This window comes from Lapidilactobacillus salsurivasis, from assembly GCF_054785215.1.
In genome coordinates, this window is the sequence record NZ_BAAABI010000016.1 from 1 (window position 1) to 22,149 (window position 22,149).

Annotated in this window: 22 protein-coding genes, 1 rRNA gene and 1 pseudogene; 15 read left to right on the forward strand and 9 right to left on the reverse strand. The window is 49.4% G+C overall.

Features of this window, described 5'->3' with window-relative positions; genetic code table 11:
- The 4 genes and pseudogenes from ACYVSB_RS12335 to ACYVSB_RS12350 form a co-directional block, all read left to right on the forward strand.
- On the forward strand, positions 1 to 161 hold a 161-nt coding region (locus tag ACYVSB_RS12335), incomplete at its 5' end, for a transposase (protein ID WP_461219637.1).
- A gap of 62 nt (positions 162 to 223) precedes the next feature.
- The gene (gene racE, locus ACYVSB_RS12340; RefSeq protein WP_461219620.1) at positions 224 to 1,054 is read left to right on the forward strand and encodes a glutamate racemase; all 831 of its coding nucleotides are present in this window, start codon (positions 224 to 226) and stop codon (positions 1,052 to 1,054) included.
- A 256-nt stretch (positions 1,055 to 1,310) separates the two neighbouring features.
- Positions 1,311 to 1,919 (forward strand): annotated as a pseudogene (locus tag ACYVSB_RS12345) (XTP/dITP diphosphatase); the annotation flags it as partial.
- The gene (locus ACYVSB_RS12350; protein WP_461219621.1) at positions 1,919 to 2,440 is read left to right on the forward strand and encodes a metallophosphoesterase; all 522 of its coding nucleotides are present in this window, start codon (positions 1,919 to 1,921) and stop codon (positions 2,438 to 2,440) included. The pseudogene ACYVSB_RS12345 and the gene ACYVSB_RS12350, both read left to right, overlap by 1 nt.
- Positions 2,441 to 2,524: 84 nt before the next feature.
- Here the strand turns inward: ACYVSB_RS12350 and ACYVSB_RS12355 are convergent, their stop codons facing one another.
- Positions 2,525 to 3,256, reverse strand: coding sequence for an MIP/aquaporin family protein (locus ACYVSB_RS12355; protein WP_125598746.1), 732 nt, complete (start codon positions 3,254 to 3,256; stop codon positions 2,525 to 2,527).
- Positions 3,257 to 3,363: 107 nt separating this feature from the next.
- Here ACYVSB_RS12355 and cbpB point away from each other — a divergent pair, with 107 nt between their 5' ends.
- A complete protein-coding gene (cbpB, locus tag ACYVSB_RS12360) occupies positions 3,364 to 3,852 on the forward strand; it encodes a cyclic-di-AMP-binding protein CbpB (RefSeq protein ID WP_461219622.1) in 489 nt (162 codons plus the stop codon).
- A 135-nt stretch (positions 3,853 to 3,987) separates the two neighbouring features.
- On the opposite strand, the gene ACYVSB_RS12365 is transcribed toward cbpB, so the two are convergent.
- Complete coding sequence (locus tag ACYVSB_RS12365; RefSeq protein ID WP_461219623.1) at positions 3,988 to 4,818, reverse strand: mechanosensitive ion channel family protein; 831 nt, start codon at positions 4,816 to 4,818, stop codon at positions 3,988 to 3,990.
- Positions 4,819 to 5,075: 257 nt separating this feature from the next.
- Here ACYVSB_RS12365 and ACYVSB_RS12370 point away from each other — a divergent pair, with 257 nt between their 5' ends.
- The gene (locus ACYVSB_RS12370; RefSeq protein WP_461219624.1) at positions 5,076 to 5,492 is read left to right on the forward strand and encodes a DUF948 domain-containing protein; all 417 of its coding nucleotides are present in this window, start codon (positions 5,076 to 5,078) and stop codon (positions 5,490 to 5,492) included.
- Positions 5,493 to 5,509: 17 nt separating this feature from the next.
- Positions 5,510 to 6,133 carry a YtxH domain-containing protein gene (locus tag ACYVSB_RS12375; RefSeq protein ID WP_461219625.1) on the forward strand — a complete coding sequence of 208 codons (624 nt, stop codon included), beginning with the start codon at positions 5,510 to 5,512 and terminating at the stop codon, positions 6,131 to 6,133.
- Positions 6,134 to 6,380: 247 nt separating this feature from the next.
- On the opposite strand, the gene ACYVSB_RS12380 is transcribed toward ACYVSB_RS12375, so the two are convergent.
- Positions 6,381 to 7,484: a M24 family metallopeptidase gene (locus ACYVSB_RS12380; protein WP_461219626.1), complete on the reverse strand. Its 1,104-nt coding sequence runs from the start codon at positions 7,482 to 7,484 to the stop codon at positions 6,381 to 6,383.
- A 193-nt stretch (positions 7,485 to 7,677) separates the two neighbouring features.
- Here ACYVSB_RS12380 and ccpA point away from each other — a divergent pair, with 193 nt between their 5' ends.
- Positions 7,678 to 8,679 (forward strand): catabolite control protein A, encoded by a 1,002-nt coding sequence (gene ccpA / locus ACYVSB_RS12385; RefSeq protein ID WP_461219627.1) that lies wholly within the window; start codon positions 7,678 to 7,680, stop codon positions 8,677 to 8,679.
- Between the two features lie 289 nt (positions 8,680 to 8,968).
- Here ccpA and ACYVSB_RS12390 read toward each other — a convergent pair whose 3' ends face one another.
- On the reverse strand, positions 8,969 to 11,695 hold the full coding sequence (locus ACYVSB_RS12390) for a transglycosylase domain-containing protein (RefSeq protein ID WP_461219628.1): 2,727 nt from the start codon (positions 11,693 to 11,695) through the stop codon (positions 8,969 to 8,971).
- A 359-nt stretch (positions 11,696 to 12,054) separates the two neighbouring features.
- On the opposite strand from ACYVSB_RS12390, the gene ACYVSB_RS12395 reads away from it, so the two are divergent.
- Positions 12,055 to 12,519, forward strand: a complete 465-nt coding sequence (locus ACYVSB_RS12395; protein WP_461219629.1) for an ASCH domain-containing protein — start codon at positions 12,055 to 12,057, stop codon at positions 12,517 to 12,519.
- A gap of 133 nt (positions 12,520 to 12,652) precedes the next feature.
- Here the strand turns inward: ACYVSB_RS12395 and pepV are convergent, their stop codons facing one another.
- From pepV to ACYVSB_RS12410, 3 genes are all read right to left on the reverse strand, one after another.
- Positions 12,653 to 14,059 (reverse strand): dipeptidase PepV, encoded by a 1,407-nt coding sequence (gene pepV, locus ACYVSB_RS12400; protein ID WP_461219630.1) that lies wholly within the window; start codon positions 14,057 to 14,059, stop codon positions 12,653 to 12,655.
- A gap of 21 nt (positions 14,060 to 14,080) precedes the next feature.
- Positions 14,081 to 14,347, reverse strand: a complete 267-nt coding sequence (locus ACYVSB_RS12405) for an ArsR/SmtB family transcription factor (RefSeq protein ID WP_225422173.1) — start codon at positions 14,345 to 14,347, stop codon at positions 14,081 to 14,083.
- A gap of 198 nt (positions 14,348 to 14,545) precedes the next feature.
- Positions 14,546 to 15,901 (reverse strand): glycerophosphodiester phosphodiesterase, encoded by a 1,356-nt coding sequence (locus ACYVSB_RS12410; protein ID WP_461219631.1) that lies wholly within the window; start codon positions 15,899 to 15,901, stop codon positions 14,546 to 14,548.
- A 135-nt stretch (positions 15,902 to 16,036) separates the two neighbouring features.
- Here ACYVSB_RS12410 and ACYVSB_RS12415 point away from each other — a divergent pair, with 135 nt between their 5' ends.
- The 4 genes from ACYVSB_RS12415 to ACYVSB_RS12430 all read left to right on the forward strand — a co-directional run bounded on the left by ACYVSB_RS12415 (position 16,037) and on the right by ACYVSB_RS12430 (position 18,966).
- Positions 16,037 to 16,351 carry a hypothetical protein gene (locus ACYVSB_RS12415; protein WP_461219632.1) on the forward strand — a complete coding sequence of 105 codons (315 nt, stop codon included), beginning with the start codon at positions 16,037 to 16,039 and terminating at the stop codon, positions 16,349 to 16,351.
- 256 nt (positions 16,352 to 16,607) lie between these two features.
- The gene (locus ACYVSB_RS12420) at positions 16,608 to 17,495 is read left to right on the forward strand and encodes a YutD family protein (RefSeq protein ID WP_461219633.1); all 888 of its coding nucleotides are present in this window, start codon (positions 16,608 to 16,610) and stop codon (positions 17,493 to 17,495) included.
- Positions 17,496 to 17,569: 74 nt separating this feature from the next.
- Positions 17,570 to 18,328 carry a TIGR01457 family HAD-type hydrolase gene (locus tag ACYVSB_RS12425; protein ID WP_461219638.1) on the forward strand — a complete coding sequence of 253 codons (759 nt, stop codon included), beginning with the start codon at positions 17,570 to 17,572 and terminating at the stop codon, positions 18,326 to 18,328.
- Positions 18,325 to 18,966 carry a TIGR01906 family membrane protein gene (locus ACYVSB_RS12430; RefSeq protein ID WP_461219634.1) on the forward strand — a complete coding sequence of 214 codons (642 nt, stop codon included), beginning with the start codon at positions 18,325 to 18,327 and terminating at the stop codon, positions 18,964 to 18,966. The genes ACYVSB_RS12425 and ACYVSB_RS12430 overlap by 4 nt, the downstream gene beginning before the upstream one ends.
- Positions 18,967 to 19,190: 224 nt before the next feature.
- Here ACYVSB_RS12430 and ACYVSB_RS12435 read toward each other — a convergent pair whose 3' ends face one another.
- On the reverse strand, positions 19,191 to 19,712 hold the full coding sequence (locus tag ACYVSB_RS12435; protein ID WP_125598692.1) for a phosphatidylglycerophosphatase A family protein: 522 nt from the start codon (positions 19,710 to 19,712) through the stop codon (positions 19,191 to 19,193).
- Between the two features lie 180 nt (positions 19,713 to 19,892).
- Complete coding sequence (locus tag ACYVSB_RS12440) at positions 19,893 to 20,891, reverse strand: NAD(P)/FAD-dependent oxidoreductase (RefSeq protein ID WP_461219635.1); 999 nt, start codon at positions 20,889 to 20,891, stop codon at positions 19,893 to 19,895.
- A 410-nt stretch (positions 20,892 to 21,301) separates the two neighbouring features.
- Between ACYVSB_RS12440 and ACYVSB_RS12445 the strand changes: the two genes are divergently transcribed.
- Positions 21,302 to 21,700: a CvfD/Ygs/GSP13 family RNA-binding post-transcriptional regulator gene (locus ACYVSB_RS12445; protein WP_461219636.1), complete on the forward strand. Its 399-nt coding sequence runs from the start codon at positions 21,302 to 21,304 to the stop codon at positions 21,698 to 21,700.
- 349 nt (positions 21,701 to 22,049) lie between these two features.
- Positions 22,050 to 22,149, forward strand: a 16S ribosomal RNA gene (locus ACYVSB_RS12450); the annotation flags it as partial.

Here is a 22,149-nt window from a genome sequence, read left to right on the forward strand (position 1 = left end):
ATCCTGAGACCAAGAAACTCCTCTGGGGTGGACATTTGTGGTCGCCAAGCTATTACATGGGGACACTCGGCAACATGTCAAAAGAGACGGTTGCCAACTATATTCAAAATCAGAGAACAGAAAGGGGCAAGGCGGGACGGCCAAGCAAGCAAGCTAACTAGCGTTAGCAAGTGCAGGCTTTCCTCCTCTGACTAAAGTCAGAGGTTTCCCGCCCAAAATTGTAATGAATAAGCAACCAATTGGTTTTTTGGATTCTGGGGTCGGCGGGTTGACCGTCGTTAAAGAAGCCCTGCGCCAGTTACCACATGAAGATATTGTCTTTATCGGTGACCAGGCACGATTACCTTATGGTCCGCGGCCCGCGCAGCAAGTGCAGGCGTTTACGTGGCAATTAACCCGTTTTCTGTTGAAACAAAATATTAAAATGCTTGTTTTCGCGTGCAATACCGCGACTGCCGATGCGCTTGAGATAATCAAGCCACAGTTGCAGATCCCGGTGGTGGGGGTGATCTTGCCCGGTGCTCGCGCGGCGATCAAGGCCACCAAGAACCGCCGGATCGGTGTCATCGCTACCGAAGGAACCATCAAGTCCGCGGCCTACCAGCAGGCAATCCAGCGTCGTGATCCGCAATTACAGGTCCTGAGTTTAGCTGTTCCCAAGTTTGTGACCTTAGTCGAAAGTGGCCAATATAATCACCCGATCGCCCGGAAAATCGTGGCCGAAATGCTGCAACCGTTTGTCGGCAGCGGCATTGATACCTTGATTCTTGGGTGTACGCATTATCCGCTGTTGCGCCCGTTGATCCAAGATTTTCTCGGCCCTGAGGTGCAGTTGATCGATTCTGGCGCCGAGGCTGTTTCTGAGGTGTCGGTTTTACTGGACTATTTCGAGATCACCAACCAGGATCTGGCTCACCATGGTCAGGCCCACTTTTATACCACGGCTTCACCGAAGATGTTCGATCAGATTGCGTCAGACTGGTTGGATTTGCGGGATTTGAAGGCGCAACAAGTCAATGTGACGCAGGATGACAGTGAGAGCTACCCCGGATAGCTTCAGAGCATTAACCTAGTTAGGATTTTGGAGGCGGTCTATGCCTCCAGAAGCCTGACGTAGTTAAGCGCAGGAAGCTGAGGTGGCGAACACGTTTCAAAAACAAGAGTGAGAGCCACCCCGGGTAGCTTCTGAGCATTAGCCTAGCAAAGGTTTTGGAAGCGCACTATGCTTCCGGAACCTTTGCGTAGCTAAGCGGAAGAAGCTGGGGTGGCGAACACGTTTCAATGAAGGAGACCAACGCATGAAGCATGAATTAGTGATTGCCACGAATAATCCAGGCAAGGCGCGTGAGTTTAAAGCTGTTTTCGAACCGGCGGGGTGGCAAATCAAGACCTTGGCTGATTTTCCCCAGCTGGATCAGGTCAAAGAAACGGGGCGGACTTTTGAGGCTAATGCGCGCTTGAAGGCCGATCATTTCGCCCAGGTATTGGACCAGGTTGTTTTGGCCGATGATTCCGGTTTGCAAGTCGATTATTTACACGGTCAACCAGGCGTGTATTCCGCGCGTTATGCAGGCGCTGACCACGATGATGCCGCGAACAATGCGCGTTTATTGGCGGAATTAGGTGGGGTAGCGCCAGAATTACGGCAGGCCAACTTCCACAGCACACTGGTCTTAGCTTGGCCCGGACGTCCGAAGGCGGATTTGGTCGTTGACGGTGATGTAGCCGGCGAGATTCTTAGTGTACCGCGAGGGGCAGATGGGTTCGGTTATGACCCTTTGTTTTACTTGCCCGAGCTGACCAAAACTTTCGCGGAACTATCAGCAATCGAAAAGACAAAATATAGTCATCGCGGCGTCGCAATTCGGAATCTAATGCCGCAGTGGCAATCATGGTGGCAAGAACAGGAGCAAAACTGATGGCAAAAATCTTAGTAGTCAGTGATAGTCATGGTGATCGTGGGATTTTGACGAAATTAGTTCAGCATTATCAAGATCAGGTCGATCTCATGGTTCATTGCGGCGATTCAGAATTACCCGCGGCAGATAGTTTACGGCGTCAGTTTCTGATTGTGACTGGTAATATGGATTTTGGCGGTGACTTACCGGAAACGGGCAGCGCTGTTGTTGGACCGGAGCGAATCTTTGTCGCTCACGGCCATTTGTTGGGGGTCAATTATGATCTGTTATCGCTGCAATTGTTGGCCCAAGAACACCAAGCAACGCTAGCGTTTTACGGACACACCCATCACTTGGATTGTCAACAAGTGGCGGGGTTATTGCTGCTTAATCCGGGCTCGATCAGTCAACCCCGAGGACCATGGGCTAAGCTAGGCGGCACCTATGCCGTGGTTGAAACGACCCCCACCACCATCACCGTCCAGTATTATGATCGGGCCTTACAACCCGTTCCAGAACTTCACTTCAGTTTCGCGCGCTGATCCGTTGGCAAAAAAACTGCCCCGCCAATGTCGGCAGGGCAGTTTTCATCTGAATTGAGTGAGCAACGTCGTGGGTTAGCGTGCTTACATGAAAAGATGCTTATAAGTGAACACGGCGCAGACACCAGCCAGGATCGGGGCCAGCACCGGGATCCAAGCGTAACGCCAGTCGGACTTACCCTTGTTCTTCAACGGTAAGAGTGCGTGCAGGATCCGCGGCGACAGATCTCGGGCTGGGTTCAAGGCTGGACCAGTGGGACCACCCAGAGAGGCCACCAGGGTCATGACCAGAAAGCCCAGAGCCAAGTGCGCGGTGCCCAAGTCATTCTTGAAGAATGGCGCTTTAGTGATCCCTAAAGCTGAGAAAATCAAGATAAAGGTGCCGACAAACTCGTTGAAGAAACCGTTGAGTCGACTGGAAGTCGCATCGATCGTCGAAAAGGTGCCTAAAATGTGTTCGGGATTGGTGGTCATGTCATAGTGCGGCTTGTAAATCAAAACCACGACTGCCTGACCACAAAAGGCACCTAACATTTGCGCGCCCAAATAAGGTAGGACCTCCGCCCAAGGAAAGAGTCCTGAGGTTGCCAGCCCCAAGGTGAAGGCGGGATTGATATGGTTGCCCGAGATCCCGCCGAAAATCAATGCCGGAATCATGACGCCGGCACCGTAGCCCAAAGAAATCAAGATCCAACCGCCATGTTCGCCTTTGGTGCCTGCTAAATCAACGTTGGCGACCGCACCATTGCCCAAGATCACCATAATTGCTGTACCAATAAATTCTGCCGCTAAGCGCGTCATTAGTGAATATGTCATTTTTATCCTCCAAAGTTGAGATACAAATAAATATTATACTTGGTAATGGCAGAACAAGCAATCTGTGTCATAATAAAAGTGGGGAAGTCAGAAAGGATTTTTAGATAATGATTGCAAAATCGATTGATAAGATGTTGTTAAAGAAACAAACGGGGTTCTTGATCCCAGCTGATCGGGTGGCGCAAGTCCAGGCCAGCAACCCTTTGACCCACGCGTTCTTAGTTTTAACCAAGGTTCGTTATTCTAAGATTCCTGTTTTAGATGCGGATTCGCATATTATCGGGTTATTGACCATGCCGATGATCACCGACGCGATGATTGGTTTAGAGGAGTTGAGTTTCGACCCCATTGCCAAAATGACCGTGGCCGATGTGATGCAAACGAATTTCGATACGATCCAAGTCGATGCTGATATGGATCAAACTCTACACTTGTTGGTGGATAATCCTTTCTTGCCAGTGGTTGATCAGGAGAATGTTTTCCAAGGGATCTTAACTCGGCGGGAAATGATGAAGGCCTTTAACTATGTGGCGCACAATATTGAACAACAATATGAAATCACGGCGAAAGCTGATTCCGCCGGCGAGGGAAACTAACATTAGCCGAGCCGGCCCCGGTTCGTGCCTCAGATTGTCAAAGTAAAATGACCCCCAAAGGTTGGCACACTGGTCAACCTTTGGGGGTCATTGGCTAATCTGGGGTTAGACGCTTTGCCTGAGCAAAGCTGAATTTTAACCCAATTGCACAATGTTGCGTGGTAGTTTGATGCCCGCCGCCTGTAAAGCCGGCAAGTAATGATCAAGTAGGAGCCGCTGCATCGGCAATTCGGCGCCTTGTTGCGGCGTAATCAAAATTTGATAGACCAGATTGCCATTAGCAGTGGTGTTGGTGCCCAATAACTGCGGCTGAGCTAGTAATTCAGGCGTTTGTGGGTACAAACGGGCGTTGACCGTCTCTAAGAGCTGCGCCAGTTGGGTCAGATCCGTCTCTGGGCTGATGTTCAAGTTAATGATCTGTTGGCGATGTCCCCGGGAGAAGTTAGAGACAATGGTGATGTTGCGATTGGGGATATAGTGGAGTGTGCCATCAGTGCCGCGCAATTCGGTCGTGCGCAAACCAACAGCGACAACGGTACCGCTGACTTCAGCGATTTTGACAAAATCGTCGACTTGAAACTGCTGTTCAAACAAAATAAAGAAACCCGTGACCACGTCATTGACAAAACCTTGCGCGCCAAGACCAATGGCTAAACTCGCCACGCCGGCGCTAGCCACCAAGGTCCCAACAGGAATGCCGATCATACTTAAGATGGTATAAATATAAAATAAGAGCAAAGTGTAGCGCAGGATGTTTTTCAGCAGTGATTTCAGGGTCTGACTGCGGTTTGTCGAGGTCTGCTCCAGCCGACTATATCGATCCATTCCTTTAGTGATCAGTTTCTGGCCAATGAAATTGATTAAATAAAACAACACTGAAACTAGGATCAGTTGTAGGCCTTTTGTCAGAATATTGGTCCCGATTTCATCCCAGTCAAATTTGGCGAAGAGATTTAGTTTCGACAAAGTCAGTCCGACTCCTTTTACGAGCTAAATTTAGATTCAATCTTTATTCTAGCAAATCTTTTCTATTTTTGGTGAACTATCTTTTTATTTTAGCAAATCCCTTGCCGGTTTTCGCGTAGATTTCCAAAACGTGGTAAGAAAAGCAGTGACAATGAGTCGGATATTTCTAAAAGCGATTTCATGTTTTCTAATTGCTTAGGGTCGCTATTGGTGCTATGCTTAACGTACATGATTTTGTAATTCAGAGGAGGTTAATGATGTCTGGTGGAGAAATTGCTGGGTTGATCGCGGCTGGAGCTTTCCTGATTCTGGTTATTTTCACAGCGGTCTTCCTGAATCGATTAAGCAAAGTAATGAAGAATGTCGAGAAGACGATGGGGAGTGTTGATCAATCCTTACAGGCTGTAACGAAAGACGTCAATACGTTATCCGATGAGGTCGAGGGACTGTTAGTCAAGAGCAACACCTTGTTAGGTGATGTCAATCAGAAAGTCGCCACGTTGGATCCTGTTTTTAAAGCCATGGGTGATTTAGGCGAGTCGGTTTCCGATCTCAACGCCTCGTCACGGAATTTGGCGGCCAAAATCACCAATGCCGGTGGCACGGTCGCTAAAGTCGGGGTTGGCCGACGTGTTTTGAGTGCATTGTTATCACGTAATAAGGAAGATCAATAGACAAAGGAGTCGTTATCATGGCAAAGAATGGACATTTTCTATTAGGTTTGATCGTAGGTGGCGTGGCTGCGGCCAGCGCAGCGTTATTATTGACACCGGAAACTACCGCGGATCTCCGCAAGAAAGCAGCCGAGAAATGTGATCGCGCGCGGGAAAAAGCAATCGATCTTTATGAAGTCGCAGGCGACGCGACCGCTGATTGGCGGGAAGATGCCGCAGCTAAGGTCGACCAAGTCTTACATGACCATGAAGGGCTACAATCCGCGGTTTCAACTTCTAACGAGAAGTTCCAGCAGTTGATCAGCAACTTTCAAGACGCGACCGAATCATTGAAATCGCAGTTAAGTGATGTTTCCCAACAATTGAAGACCACAGTTGATGAACATGCCGGCGCGGACAACGACGATTTCGATGACATCGTGCTGGATAGCCAGTCTGCTTTCCAAGAAGCTAAGGATGATCATGAAGACGCCGCTGAAGCTGAGGAGCAAGCACCAGCGGACGAGCAGGAAGCTGCGACTGAATCAGCAACACCGGTTGAGTCTGACGCCAAGGCTGACGAAGCCGCTACAACAGAGACAGACAAGTTTAGCTTCGACGAAACAGATCCTAAATTAGGGGCTAACCCAACCGAGAAATAAGCTGTTTGCTTTGATTGAGCGGCAGGAAAAAGTATTTTATTGAAGATTGAAACGGCCAAGCAAACGCTTGGCCGTTTTTTGTGTCGTGTTTTCGGGGCATCGTCAAATCTGTGGCTGGTCACAGTATTAGCGCCCACAAAAAAAGCTTGATGCGGTCAAGTTGGCGCATCAAGCTTGAGTAACTGGTCTTTATTCGGTTGATGTTTTCACTGAACGTCGGTTATCTGTGCCGCTCATTTTTCAATAATCAGTGTAGCGGGATGTGGTTCAGTTCCTTAGAAGTATGCGTGAAGGCTTGGGCGCCATTTTCAGTGACATGGACACAATCCTCGATCCGCACACCCGCAAAACCAGGAATATAAATACCTGGTTCAATCGAGAAACACATTCCTGGTTGTAAGACTAGTTCATTACCTGCCATGATTGAAGGGAATTCATGGGTCGAAGTACCGATCCCGTGACCAAGACGGTGGATGAAGTATTCCCCATAACCAGCCTTGGTAATGATATCACGGGCGATGGCGTCTAATTCTGCCGCCGTCAAACCTGGCTTGACGGCGTCTTGGGCGGTCAGTTGGGCCTCCAAACAAACATCGTAGATCTCGCGCTGTTTGTCACTCAATTGACCAAAGGCCACGGTCCGGCTGGCATCGCTCATGTAGCCTTTGTGGTTAGTTCCTAGATCAAACAAGATCATTTCATTGCCCACGATGGGATCCTTCTCAGGACCACCATGAGGATTAGCAGCATTGGCCCCAGCTTGAACGATGGTGTCAAAACTCATTTCCATGATGCCTTGTTTCATTAACCCATATTCGATTTCCGCAACAACTTCTTGCTCCGTCCGTCCTTGTTGGATCGCGTTGAAACCAATCGAGAAAGCCAAATCAGCTTCTTCACCGGCTTCCTCCATCAAGCGGATTTCGTCAGGGGTTTTGAATAGTTTAAGATGTTCAACGAAGCGCGAGACATTACCTGGGAAGTCAGCATCTGGGAATTGGGCCCGAACCGCTTCAAAACGTTGGACTGGTAAACTATCTTTTTCTAAGCCCCAGTGTGTGGTCTGCTTGGCCCGTTGCTTGATCAGGTCCGCGATCATCGCGAAGGGGTGCTGGTGGTCGAGATAGCCGTATACATCACCGCTCCAGCCAGCTTTTTTAGCAGAATTGACCTCCAATTCCGGTGCGAAGAGGAACGGTTGGGCATCGGCGAATACGAAGAGGCCAAGGATCCGTTCGTGGGGGTCAGAAACAAAGTTCGTAAAGTAAGCGACACTATTCGGATCGCTGATATAAATAACATCCAAGTGCTGTTCTTGGAGCCATTGTTGCAATAATTCCAGTTTTGTCATGATAGGGCTTCCTTTCAATATGACTTCGCTTTCAGTATACCATAATTCAGCGCAACTCAAATGAAAAGAATATGAAAGCCAATCCGGTGAAAACGGTTTATTTTCAGAAGAAAATTGTAAAAACGTTTGCATTTCTGATTATACAGTGCTAAATTAATAACTAGGAATATGAAAATAACAGGGAGATCTACTAATGGAAAAACAAACAATTACAATTTATGACGTCGCACGTGAGGCTAGTGTTTCCATGGCCACGGTCTCGCGAGTTGTTAACGGCAACCCCAATGTGCGTCCTGATACGCGGGAGAAAGTCTTGAAAGTTATCGAGAAACTTGACTATCGTCCGAATGCGGTCGCCCGTGGTTTAGCCAGTCACCGGACAACAACGGTCGGGGTTTTGATTCCCGATTTGACCAACATCTTTTACGCGTCATTGGCCCGAGGCATTGATGATGTGGCGACGATGTATAAATACAATATTATTTTAGCGAGCGCCGATGCGGCTAAGAATAAGGTTGATACCGTGTTGGAGAGCATTTTGGCCAAGCAGGTGGATGGCTTGATTTTCATGGGTTCGCATTTATCTGATTCGACCCGTAAGGAGCTGGAGCGCAGTAAAACGCCAGTTGTCTTGGCCGGGACAGTGGATCCATTGGATAAATTAGGCAGCGTCAATATTGACTACGTCGCCGCGGTCAAAGAGGCGACGCAGCGGTTATTGTCAACGGGTAACGAGCACATTGCGTTCGTCACCGGTGCAATGACTGACCCAATCAATGGTCAATATCGGTTGAAGGGCTATCAAGCAGCGCTAAGTGAAGCTAAGATCGCCTACGATGAGAGTTTGGTTTTCGAAACGGAATATAGCTATCGGGCTGGCGAAGCAATCTGGGACGCGGTGAAGCGCTCTGGTGCGACGGCCGCCGTGATTACCGATGATGAATTGGCGGTTGGCTTTTTGAATGGGGCCAATGATGGTCATACGCGGATTCCTGAAGACTTCGAAATCATTACCAGCAACAATACGATGTTAACAGAAATCGTGCGGCCGAAACTGACTTCGATCGCGCAACCACTGTATGATATTGGTGCGGTCGCGATGCGGCTATTGACCAAGATGATGAACAAGGAAGAGATCGAGCAGAAGACGGTCTTGTTACCGCATAGCATCATCACACGGAGTTCCACCAAGTAGGACTCATGGCAAGCTAGTCTAGTGAAGCACCATTTTGACTGGATAGCGGCTTAACGTCACTTGTTTGCAAGAATCACTGCTTTGTGATCAAGTCATTTGGCAGAGTTTGTCAACGTGCAAAGCGTTGGCAAGCTTTTTTTGTCGGCGGGGCATTGGCAGAGGTGCCGTCGTCCCCACTGGTTCGCGGATCTTCTCGGTAAATGGCAGACATTGTCATACGAAAAAACCACCACTGAAATTTCCATTCGGTTGGTGGTTTTTGTTTACTTGTTTTTGCTAGAGTTTGAGGTCAAGGCGTTGCCGGGGTCTCAGGGGTGACCGTCGAGCTACTATTGGCACTACTGGAGGTATTGCTACTGGAGTTGACGCTTGAACTGCTACTGGAAGCGGAGCTACTGTTGGCCTCGTTTTCATTTTCAGGGTCTGTCGTTTCATCCTCATTTTCTTCGTTGCCAGCAGTTTCTTCTTCGTTTTCTTCGTCCTCGGTTTCTGTTTCATCCGTGGTACTGGTACTACTTTCAATGACGTCACCGTTTGCATCGAGATGCAGGATCACACCATAATTGTTCTTGATTCCTTGCAAGTAATCGAAGAAGAGCTTGTAGTCGGCCTCGGTGCCACCAATGCCGAACTGGGCACTAATATTGCTTGGCCCATGATTATTAAAGAGCGCCGAAACGCGATTACCTGTGACGGCGATCGACTGCCCCTGATAAGAAACCGTCCCGCTATTGGTCCCGGTATTGGCTAAGACCGTATGGGTTTGAACATTGTCGGGTTTACTGGTGGTTTGATCTAGTTTCAGTAAGCTGGCGTCCTGCTGATAGATTGCATTGGCCAGTTGTGCCCAATAGGTGGTGTTGATCGTGCTCGCATTAGCGCTCAGGTTGTGAACATTACCATAGAAATTGTCATAGCCCAACCAAGTGGCCATGGTGATTCCCGGTGTGGAACCAACGAACCAGTTGTCGCGGTAATCATTCGTTGTCCCGGTCTTCCCATAGACGTTGCTCGTATTGAAGTTCAACTGCCACGAGAGGTTGGCGGCGGTTCCGGCTGAAACGACTTTTTTCAACATTTCTTGCATGATATAGGAAGTTGAGGCACTAAAGACTTTGGTTTTCTTCGTCTTATGCTGGTAGATCACACTACCATTTGGCGCGGTGATCTTATTGATCACATAAGGCTTGAGGTAGCTTCCTTGATTGGCAAAGGTCGCAAAAGCTGCGGCATTTTGTTCGACGGTGAAGCCTTCCTTGGTCCCACCTAAAGCCAACCCTAACTGGGAATACTCCTCGGTGGTCAGGTCCAGGCCCATCTTCTTCATGTAGGTGCTGACGTCAACGCGGGTATTATTGCGTAAGTGATAATAAAGATTGACCGCCGGCAAGTTATAGGACCATTCCAACGCCTCGGTGGTCGGCACAAACCGGTTCTGGATCGTGGAGCCATAATCAGAGGGCTTGTAAGTGCCGAATGCTCGCGGAAAATCAGCGAGGGCAGTTTGGCTATTGATCACTTGGTTCTCGATAGCCGGTCCATAGATCATCAGCGGTTTGATGGAAGAGCCTGGCGAACGTTTCGTACTGAACGCATGATTGATCTGATTTTCATTGAAGTCTTGACCGCCAACGAAGGCTAGGACGGCGCCAGTGCTGTTGTCCAAAACCACACTCCCAGGTTGAACCTTTTCGGTGATCGTGACTTCCTTTTTCAAATTATCATCATAGGCAGTCTCCGTGTAGGTTTGACCAAAATTGACACTGGCCGTCTTCGTAACACTTTCCAACTGATCATAAAGGTCTTTGTTGACGGTACTGTCGATTCGATAACCTTTCTGTTTCAACAGTTCATCCGCGCTTTCCCAATAGCGATTATACAATTGGGTGTCTTTCTCAACTTTGCTGACGCTACGACCATTTTGCTTGATCAATTGCTTGATCAGGATCTCCCGGGCCTCAGACATGAGTAGATTGTACATATAGCCGTATTTGGTTGTTGAGGTGCTTGCGGTCGTTGGCTTTTGAAACTGGCTACGGAGGTCGACTTTCTTAGCGTCTTCATAGGCCTTTTTGGTAATATCACCATGCCGGTACATCCGAAACAGGACCACATCTTTGCGTTTCATGCTATAAGTGAGGTCTTTCTTGACGGTGCCGTCTTGCCGATAGGGGGTATAAATCGACGGGCTCTGTGGCAAACCGGCGATGAACGCAGCTTGGGCAAGACTAAGTTTCGCGGCAGATGTGCCGAAGAGCCCTTGAGCCGCGGTTTCCACGCCGGCGATATTCTGCCCTGCATTGTTACGGCCAAAAGTTGCCACATTCAGATAGGATTCCAAAATCTGGTCCTTGGAGAAATACTTATCGATCCGCAGAGCCAACATGATTTCTACAGCCTTACGCCGCCAAGTGGTTTCTGATGATAGGAGCTGCATCTTGACCAATTGCTGGGTTAAGGTTGAGCCCCCAGTCTGCGTGCCCAGGCCAGTTACGTCGGCCAAAACAGCGCGAATCAGAGATTTTGGCACCACGCCGGCGTGATTATAATAATCTTCATCTTCAGTGGCAACAATGGCCTTTTTCAAGTTCGTGGAGATTTGACCTGATTTGGTTTGCGTCCGGATCAAATCGCTTTTGACGCTGGCCAATTTGACGTCTTTTGCGAAGTAAAGCTCTGAAGATTGGTTGATATTTTCGATTTGCCGTTTCATGCTTGTGTAGGACGGGACCTTCTCATGACTCATCAAGCCACTGAAATAGCCTAGGCCCAGTCCGAGCACGAGCGCGCCGAGAATAAAGAGAAAGGACATGAAGTATAGCACCAACCGTCGTAGGGTTTGTAGCCCAACATCGAGGTTGAAGCGCCAGTCACGGCTGAAATTGATCTGGCCGAATTTCTTCCGCAAAAAAGCGCTCAGGGCGATCCCTTGTTTTTTCAGGAAAGCACCGAGTCGTCGGCTGTAGAGTTTGATTTGCTCCAGAAGATTCTGCCACCAGTTTTGAGGCTCGTTCAAGTATAGCGCCACCTTTAATTAGATACTCTCCAAAATTATATAACATTTCCTAAGAAAAAAGGGTGAAATCGGGCAAACTGTCATTAGATTGTTAAGTTGACCTGTATTGAATCACAGCTCAAATGCGACTGCTGATCGAAATGGGCTCCGTTTTCCTGTTACGCCACCTTAAACAGAACTCGATAACACTATCGCTGTTGCCCAGGCCATTGTTTGGTTCTGCATCAGCGCTGTCTTGATGATTGAGGGTGTGAAGTGAACGTTCAGGTCAGGTCTAATTGGGCGGTTGTGGCGGTTGGCTACCCGTTGTTTTTTCCAAGTAAATCGGCTAGACTTAAGTTATTAGGAAGTGAGACCCCATGACAAAAAACACCGCAGCGGACTACTGGAACGAATTTCGTCAGACCGATCCACGCGTTAAAACGGATTATCAGGCCCATCAGGCTTGGTCTTTTGGCAACAGTCGCGCAATGGCCGATGAACTGTTGGCCTTGGTTCTGGCTGGGACGAAACAAGCCACCGCCTCGCTGTACCAATTATATCGTTGGACGAACGAACCACTGCCGCAGGTGGGCGATTTTAGTGTGATCCTTGATGGGGCGCAGGCGCCAAGCTGTATCATTGAAACAACTGCGGTGGAAGTCGTACCCTTCGCTAGTGTGACCGCTGAACACGCCCGCTTGGAAGGCGAAGGCGATTTAAGTCTGACCTACTGGCGCGAAGTCCATTGGCAATTCTTTAGTCATCAGGCTGCGGCGGCCCATCATCACTTCAATGAAGATGATTTAGTCGTTTGCGAACGCTTCAAAGTAGTCTACCGTTGATCAACTTAAGACTAACCATCAAAAAAACGTCGATTCTCCCAAGCGCTTGCTCATTTCAGTGAGCCGCGTGGGCAGATCGACGTTTTTTAATTAGCGCTGAGTGCGCTGAATCTAGGCGCCTTGGGTCAGCTGACTAGGGGCGCACGAGTTCGTAGATTGCTTCCGCGTAAATGGCGGTTGCTTTGATGATATCGGCGATCGGCATGAATTCGTTCGCTTGGTGCATCACGTTGGGCTGGCCTGGGAATTGAGCGCCAAAGGCCACGCCACGTTTCAGGATCCGACCGTAAGTGCCACCACCGATCACTTGTTCATGACCTGGTTGGCCCGTTTGCCGCTCGTAAACGGCCAGCAATGTTTTGACCAAGGGATCCTCACCTGAAACATAATGAGGCTCTTGGGCATGGCCCTCGATTTGACAAGTCACATTGGCCGCGTTGATTTGTTGTTCAATTTGCTGGTTGATCAATTCCGCGTTGGTGCCTTGCGGGTAACGAACATTGATCAAAACGGTGCCAGCCTGACCAGCCTCATATGCGAAAATATCAGGACTAGCGGTCAATTCGCCCATTAGTTGGTCTGTGTGGGCGATGCCTAATTTGGCGCCGCGGGAATCCAAATGTAGCCATTGACTGATGGTTTGCACATACTGTTGCCCGGCTGGATCTAAGGCTTGTTGGCTCAGGAACAGGGCCAAATAAGTGCCCGCGTTTACGCCATCCCGAGGTTCTTGGGCATGGGCGCCTTTGCCGGTCAGGGTCAAACTAACTTGCTCGTCTTGGATTTCGGCGTCGGCGATCAAGTCGTTTTCCGCGGCGAAGGTGGTTAGGGCAGTCCCCAGTTGGTCTAGATCATGTCCTTTGACAATGGCAACTGCGGTTTGCGGCACCATGTTGGCGCGAATCCCACTTTGGAAATGGCTTAATTCCCGCGAACCGGTTGTGGCCAGTTCTGGCTTGAAAGTCACCTTGAAGGAGGCGATGCCCTTTTCACCATTGATGATCGGGAATTCCGCGTCCGGCGAGAAGCCGAAATCTGGCGTTGGTTCGACTTCTAGATAGCGATCGATGCCGACCCACTCGCTCTCTTCGTCGGTGCCGAAAATATAATGAATCTGTTTGTTGACCGGTAGTTCCAGTTCTTTGATGATTTTCAGGGCGTAATAAGCCGCCATGGCAGGTCCTTTATCATCGGAACTGCCACGGGCGATCAGATTGCCATCCTTGATGACCGGCTTGAAGGGGTCAGTTACCCAACCAGGACCTGCGGGGACAACATCCATATGTCCCAATAACCCAAAGATTTCTGAACCGGCGCCATATTGGATCCGGCCAGCGACATTTTCCACGTTTTTGGTAACAAAGCCGTCTCGTTCACCGATGGCTAACATCTGGGCCAAAGCTTTGGCTGGTCCGGGGCCAAGCGGATAGTCTGAAGTGCCGTGTTCTGTATCGCGCTCGCTAGGAATCTCCAAAATACTCGTTAAGTCCGCCAGCAAGTCATCCTGACGCGCTTGGGCTTCTTTTAACCAATCTACCATTGAGGTACCTCTTTTCTAGAATTATTCATTGATGTGTTCAATGACTTGTTTGAAAATCGTCATCACATGATCATCCGCTAATGAATAGTAGACTTCTTTGCCGCTCTTACGAAACTTGACCAATTTCGCCTGCTTGAGTAACCGCAATTGGTGAGAAACGCTGGATTGCGATAAGCCCAGGATCGCCACGATGTCATAGACCCGCAATTCGGATTCATATAACGCGTAGAGAATTTTGGCGCGAGTCTGATCTCCGAGAACTTTGAAGAGTTCGGTGATCAGCGTCATGGTCGCGTCATTCGGTAAAGTCGCCGCGACGGTTTGAACCAAGGCGGCGTGATCGATTGAAGGAACGGTTGGTTCGTCTTGCCAGTCATTCAAATTCATTGTTAGACTCCTTGCGATGTTGACTCCATGATTCGATTATAACGAATGCACGGGTCCTTTGACCACTGCTTTAACTGAAAAAACTTACGATTCTAATTTTTACTTGATTTGGGCCAGTAATAAGCGGAGCCGATTACTGGTCAGTTGAAGGGCCCTTCCCGGACGTGTCGGTTGCGCTTGCCAAGAGAAACGGGCGGCCAAGTAGGGCAGCGCTAGCTTATCCTTGGGTGGCAATTGCTGATAAAGCGCGGCCGCCTGGCTCCCCGGGGTGAACAGCGTTAAACCCAATTGCGCCCGGATCCAACCACCAGCGACTTGGAACCAAAGGGTGGTGTTGTTCAATTGCACAGCGGTGATCTGGTAGCGCTGGTCAACTTGGAGATACCGACCAGTGGGCCGCGGCGCGAAGGGGTTGTCGGCCAATTGGCGCCGTTGACTGGTTGCTGGTAAATAGAAGCCTTGCTGTAAATAAAGCTGCGTTAACGGTAAGGCCGTCGCTAAATTAAAACCGGCCGCTTCAATAAATCGGTTGGAGCCAATTTGATAGTAGGGGACACCTTGGCTAATGACATAGTTTTGGGCGTGGTAGCTGGTCAGCGGGGTAGCGTTGGTCTTGATCAGATTTAAGTTATACGGATTCTCATAACTGGTCCGAGGACTGGCAGTGACCAAGGCGCCGGTGAAATCGGCCTTCTTGATCTTGGCGTCCAGTTTCTGGTTGCGATACAAGTTGCCAGTTCGGGGATAATTGGTGACCACGCCGTCGATTGGTAAATTGACCAGCCAGTTCCATTGACTGGAATGCTCGGTCATTTGGGCCCAAACGTAAACTTTCTGACCCAGACCATGGAGTTGGCGAATCAATTTGGCATCCACCAGCTCTGAGGAAATGTTGATCCCCGTGGAAGTCTGGAGGACTTCAAAATTGATTTTCTTCAAGGTGCCAGCGACGAAAATACGCGGAACTTGAGGGAGGCTCTTTTTCAAGTTCTGGAGGCTGATCAACGAAAACGAGTGGAACATCACGCGGTTGGCCATCCCATAGCGCTGAATGCTCGCCACTAGGAGGTCCTCCATATTTTTTGGATTTCCTTTTTTCGTTTTCTTGGTTTCGATTAGAAATTTTGTCTCCGGCCGCCTCTGGTAATAGGCGAATATTTCGTCTAAACTGTGCATTGGTTCGCCATTGGCTTGCTTGAAAGTTTTGATTTGCGCCCAGGGCGTTTGCGAAACGATGGCGTCATGTCCGGTGATCCGGGCTAAATTACGATCGTGGGAAACGACCAACACATTGTCTTGGGAAACGTGGAGATCCAGTTCGACATAATCGGCGCCGTTTTTGAAGGCGGAGTCGAAGCTGGCCAGGGTTTCTTCCGGCGCGTTCAGCGGATCGCCGCGGTGTCCCACCACGACAAAGGCACTGAGGACTGCCCATAAGGTTAGCAAAAAAATCATTTCGCTTATTTTTCGGATCGAACTGATAATGAACACCTAACTTTATTTGGAATGAGAGTTGCGGGGAATTATGGTGAGATGATACCCGTTCTTTCTAAAACATGATACACTTAAACTATTGCTGGAGGGACCAAAATGGCTGAAAAATATCAAACGCTGGATCTCATTGAGCAGATCACGCGGAATGATGGTAGTAAATATTATGAAATTGCGAATATGTTTATGAATGGGCGCGCCGAGCTTGCAGCAGTTCGGGGCCTGATCAAAAGCGTCCGTATCCTGCAGTTGAATATTCCTCATTCGAATGCCGTCAGTGTCTATGAACGTTATGTCAATGACACTTATCAAATGCCGGCGGAAAATTTCACGACTTGGACCGAGTGGGTCAAGCCGACCGGTCAGATCGAAACCGCGGTGGCGGAGATCTTACGGGCCAATCATATTGGCTAGTACGACTTGGCTAGTTGCCAATCGGATACGAGCAGCTGGGCAGGCCAGCTGTTGGCGATCTTCGCCGAATAGCCGATTAATTGTGGCGACGGCCACTTGCCGAGCGACCTGATGATATTATACCTGTTTGTTGGGCTAGGTCCAAACCCCGTTGGTCACTTTGACCGCTGCGGTGACCGTCCCAGCAAGCTCAGACCGCGATCTAAGCTTGACAAAGTGGCGTTGCGCCACGTAGATCTTAAAAGGAGCGTTTTGTGTGAACACTGATGAAATTGGCTTGGCACCACTAACAGGCCAACCTCAAATCTATAATTTGAAACATGACGAGGACCCTGATTATCGCGGGGTCAGCGTTAAAGTGTTAGACCCGGAGAATTTGGAGATCGGGTCACGCCGCTATCAATTGCTGGCCAACTATCGTGATGGGTTTGAGCCGGAGCGCTTAGGCCAACGGTTTGAGCCGATCCTCGGAAAATACGATTATATTGTCGGCGACTGGGGGTTTGATCAGTTGCGGTTACGCGGCTTTTACGTGGATGAGAATCGTAATGCTAATCGCGATCAAGTAATCTCTAGTTTGGAAGATTACCTGATCGAATTTTGTAACTTTGGCTGTGCTTTTTTCGTGATCCAACGGGTTGGACCGAGCACGGTTACCACCGAACGTGAAGCACGGCGGCGGCAACGACCACGGAACAGTAACAACAATGCCGAGAACGGCAAAGGCAAGAAGCGTCCTGCATTTTCTTCCAATACTCGCGGCGGCAGTGCGAATAACAAGAGTGAACGCCGCCGCAATAATCGTCGCGGCGACACACCACGGGGAGCAGGGCCACGGGCGGAAGTCAACAATGAGACCGCGGCGGCCGTCAATGCGCCGGCGGGAACCGCGCCAACTGGCCGGCGTTCGCGAAGTGATGAAGGCAACGGTCGTACCTCAGAAAAGCGGCGCCCGCGGTCGCGTGGAAATTCAGGGAAAAACAAGGCGCAAGGGGATCATCACAACAAACCTAGCGCGCAACCTCAGTCCAATGGGGCGACCAGTTCCAAGCGTTCAAATCAGCCGACCACCGCGGCGAAAACGCCAAGTCAGCCGCAACAACATCGCTTTCATATCCGCAACCTTGACCAGCCACCTAAGTAGGTTGTCGGCATCGCTCTGATCCACCCAAATCAAGTAAAAATGGAGTTCTTATTTTGAAACAATATTCAGCTTATATGATTGACTTAGACGGTACCGTTTATCGCGGTTCCGAGAAAATCCCGGCGGCGCGCCGATTCGTGGAACGATTGCAGGCGGCGCAGCTCCCGTTTTTGTTTTTGACCAACAATACCACCAAGACGCCGGCCGCGGTGGTTCAGAACCTAGCCGATAACCACCAAATCAGCGTTCGTCCGGATCAAATTTATACACCATCTCTGGCTACGGTCAGCTATTTAAAAGCGAAGAATCATGGTGATCTTCACGGTAAATCCGTTTATGTGATCGGTGAATTAGGGTTGGTTTCGGCGTTATTGGCTGCAGGGATGGTTTTGAATGAAACAGATCCTGATTATGTGGTCGTCGGCCTGGATTACGATGTGACCTATCATAAATTCGAAGTGGCCACCTTGGCGATTCGCCAAGGTGCTACTTTTATTGGCACGAACGCGGACACCAATCTACCCAATGAGCGCGGCTTGGTTCCCGGGGCAGGCTCGGTGATCGCGATGGTTGAGCGGGCCACCCAGCAAACGGCGACTTATATTGGCAAGCCGGAACCGATCATCGTGCAGGCGGCGCTCAGTGTCTTAGGACGGGAAGCGCCACAAGTATTGTTGGTTGGCGACAATTATGAAACCGACATCCGCGCCGGGATCAATGCCGATGTGGACCAGCTCTTGGTTTATACTGGTGTCAGCAAACCGGCAGTCGTCGCCGCCAAAGCGCAACAACCCACTTATCAAATCAACTCGTTAGATGAGTGGCAACTATGATCAGGGCCGCGATCAAACGTATCTGGCTTGCTTTGTCAGCACTGGTCGGCTTGGTGGCTGGCACCGTGGGGCTGACGCTGTTAGGCAGTTTCCCCTTATATTGGGGTGAGATTCACTGGCTCAAATTGACCGAGTATGGGTTCACCTCAGGACAATTGTTTGGTAATTATCGCCAATTGATGGCCTATTTGAATTTTCCTTGGGTACAACCGTTGCGGATGCGCGATTTCCCCACGTCGGTTGCCGGGGCGCAACACTTTGGCGACGTTAAGCAATTGTTTCTGTTGGCTTGGCTGCTATTATTGCTGAGCCTACCAGGCTTGGTGGCCTTCTTTCGTAGTGAACAGTGGCGGCGACAAGTGGAAAGCCTTTACTATCCTGCTTGGGTAGTCGCTTTGTTACCTGTTGTCGTAGGTGGGCTGGCAGCGTTGGATTTTGACCAATTCTTCGTGACGTTTCACCACCTGTTCTTCAACAACAACAATTGGCTCTTTGATCCCCAAACGGATCCGGTGATCATGGTCTTGCCTGAAGCCTTCTTTGCCCACTGTTTTATTTTGGCCTTTGTCTGTTTTGAGGCGATGCTCGTCGTCACGATCATTCGCGGGTATCGCGCGCGCCAACGATTAAGTCGCTAAGCGGAAGAAGCTGGGGTAGTGAACACGTTTCAAAAAAAGAGTGAGAACCACCCCGGGAAGCTTCAGAGCATTAGCCTAGCAAAGATTGTGGAGGCGGGGCTGTGCCTCCAGAAGCTGTGCGTAGCTAAGCGGAAGAAGCTGGGGTGGTGAACACGTTTAAAAAAAGCTTATTTGTCCACCGTGATGTTGGCGGACAAATAAGCTTTTTTGCTTGGTCAAAATGATTATTCAGTTTTGAAAATATCGACGTCATCTTCCAATTCTGGATGAGCGTGGGCTAGGCGACTAGCGGCCGCCGCGGCGGTCGCGCCCACGAGATCATCAAGAAAAGTGTGAATAATACCGGGTTCATGAGCGTTAAGTTTAGCCAAGATTCCCGGTTTGACCTTATCAATGTAGCCATAGTTGGTGAAGCCGATCGAGCCGTAGACATTGACGATACTGAGCGCCATGATTTCATCGACGCCGTACAGACCTTCATCATGAGCCAGAATCGTTTGCAGAGGCTCCTCCAATTTACCCTCCTCGGCCAGAATATCCAACTGGATCCCGGTGATCATCGCGTTTTGCACTTCGCGTTTGCGTAGGACCATTTCGACGCTTTTGAGTGCTTCAGCCGTAGTCAGATCCCGAATATAATCCCGCTGGAGAAAAATCACCAAGTCGGCGATATCGGCGATGGTCACGCCACGTTGCGCCAGAAGTTCAATGACATGGCGATAAAGAATCGAATGTTCAGTTTCCATATTTTTCCCTCTTTCAGATAGTCCAATCTGTTCAGCTAAAATCAGTTAACCAATCATGATACACTTAAAGCCTGTAAATAGATATCGTCAGCGCTTGAAGCAACGCAACGGTTGGGGAAATGACCGCACAAGCGCACCATTTGACCCGGTGAACTTACGGTCGATCGGTCGACCTGCGGGCTAGTATTCAAATAGGCTGGTACTATGAACCGGCTGGATTTTCTCCGGGTAGATTGTTTGCAGGGCGGTGGCTACTGCGATTGGTGCTTCAGCGTAACCCACGGCCAGCAGATCCAGTTTGCCAGGGTAGGTGACCACATCACCGATCGCGTAGATCCGCGGCCGATTGGTGGCCATTTGTGTGTTGACCTTGACTTTCATGCCCGCCAGTTCCAAGCCCCATTGCCGCAAAACCCGACTATCGGCAGTAAAGCCGTAGTTGACAATCAGCTTGTCCGCCCGCAGTTGTTCATGGTCATCGGTTTTGACCTTCTTGAGATCGATCACCAGTTGGTCAGCATCGGTCGCTAATTGGGAAATCAGGTAAGGCGTCTTGATTTGAACCGTAGATTCTTCCAGCTTGGTCACGCTGGATTCTAAACCGCGAAATTGATTGCGGCGGTGAACCAGCGTCACGTGTCGCGCGATCGGCGCCAGGGCCAGCGCCCAATCGATGGCGGAGTCACCGCCACCTGCAATGACCACATCACGGTCACGATAAGTTTCTAGATCTTGAACGAAATAGTCAAGATAACCAGCTGTTTCTAACGCCGGGTCGTAGTCAAAAGCCAAGCGCCGCGGGGCAAAGGCACCGGTCCCGATTGCAATGATAATGCCGCGAGTGTGCAAGTCGCCTTGTGTTGTGGTGATGACATAGTCGCCATCATCGTCTGTTTCGATGGTCTGCGCTTCCGTTTTCAAGAAAATCGTTGGTGGGAAGAGAGCCAATTGCGCCTCTTGCTGCTTGATCAGATCTTTGGCTTTGATCCCGGCGATGCCGCCGACGTCGTAAACCATCTTTTCCGGGAAGAGCGCGGCAACTTGGCCACCTAGTTGAGGCAGGCTTTCGATGATTGCGACATCAGCATTACGCATTCCGGCAAAGTAAGCGGCGAAAAGTCCCACGGGTCCGCCGCCGATTATGGTCAAATCATATTTATGTGTCAATTTTTCACGCATCCTTAATCTGATTCAACGGTCAATTTCAATGGTCGCGCCATTGGATGACTGCTTGTGCATCTACTTTAACACATTTATCTCGTCCTGAAAGCTACTGGATTGAATTTATCTGAGTGGTTTCAACGATTTTGCCGGGTTGTCGCTTTGCGAAACAGACGCATCCTGTTAGAATAGAAAATAGTATGGTTAAACTGGGCCAACAGCAACGCTGGCCTGACAGCCCGTCGTTGCTCGACTCGGCGCGAACTGATCTGGTGCAATCGGTGACTCAATTATCTTGTAAAGTGAGCGGCAGCTTGGCTTGCCGTTTGAATCAAGATCAGCACCGAGGTCTTTTCTTAATTGGCGCATCAGGCCATTGCGGGTTGATGATACTTGATTGGTAGTTTTTTTTGAAAGGAGTACAACTAATGACATATCGAATTGGTGATATTTTACCTGGCCGTGTGACTGGCATTCAGCCCTACGGCGTGTTTGTTCTATTGGACGATCAAACCCAGGGGTTGATTCATATCTCCGAATGCACCCATAGTTACGTGACAGATTTGCATGAGATTGTCAGAATCGGCGATGTGATCAAGGTCTTAGTTCTGGACGTGGACGAGTATTCGCAGAAAATCAGTCTCTCGCTGCGGGCGTTAAAGCCAGATCCCTATCTGGTCAAGTATCGGCGCAAGGCCCACTTTTGGACAAATCATCGGTTGAATAGTGGTTTCCGCCCAATTGCAGCGCGACGGGATAAATGGATCGGCGAATCCCTAAGTTATTTTGAAAAGCAGCCACAACGGCGGCAGAATAGGCATATCTAGGTTTTTTTCGGTGTCATTCCGACCCTATTTTTAAAAAAATGACGGCTTTTTGAAATTTCGTATTGACGAATGTCTTTGAAATTGATAAGATAGTTTCTGTTGCGAAACAGCAAACGTCGAAGCGCTTCATTCATTGTCCTAACAACCTTTTCAAAAAAAGCTGTTGACAAGGAATTGACCACGTGCTAAGATATAAAAGTTGCTTTTGCGACAAGGTAGACCTTTGAAAACTGAACAAAGTTTCGATAAATGTGCAGGGTCGATAGCGATTTCGGTCGTTATCTACAAAGAACATTTGCGAAGTCAATTCGCTAGTTAATGAATTTAAAATTGAGTCTAACTCAAACTTTTATATGAGAGTTTGATCCTGGCTCAGGATGAACGCTGGCGGCGTGCCTAATACATGCAAGTCGAACGAGTTTCGACATTTACGGAAGATGCTTGCATCG